This window comes from Paracoccus indicus, from assembly GCF_003056335.1.
GTDB classification, from domain to species: Bacteria; Pseudomonadota; Alphaproteobacteria; order Rhodobacterales; family Rhodobacteraceae; genus Paracoccus; species Paracoccus indicus.
The window spans coordinates 1-307 of sequence record NZ_PYWA01000035.1 but is presented as its reverse complement, the minus strand read 5'-3'; the positions used below and the strand labels follow the sequence as shown (position 1 = coordinate 307).

Annotated in this window: 1 protein-coding gene; it reads right to left on the bottom strand. The window is 64.8% G+C overall.

Annotated features, from left to right (window positions below):
* Positions 1-18 precede the first annotated feature (18 nt).
* The coding region (locus DDE75_RS17140) for an integrase core domain-containing protein (protein ID WP_162799116.1) at positions 19-307 on the bottom strand (289 nt) is incomplete at its 5' end.

Here is a 307-nt window from a genome sequence, read left to right as displayed (position 1 = left end):
CCCCCTTTGGTCCCTCGGTCATAACGAGGGTCTGCCGGTTTGAGATTGGTAGTCGGCGGATGGTTTCCGGGCAAGCGCGCCGGGAGCGGCGCCTTGGGGTGAGGCAAGCGTCCGGCGCGCTTCCAGCGGCATCAGGTTGCCGAGCGAGGAGTGCGGCCTGACGGCATTGTGGTCATAGCGCCAGAGGGCGATCTTCCGGCGGGCGTCATCCAGGGTGTCGAAGATCTCCTCGTTCAGCAGTTCGTCACGCAGGCTCTCGTTGAACGACTCGATGAAGGCCCTCGCCATGGTCCTTGGACCAGTGGCG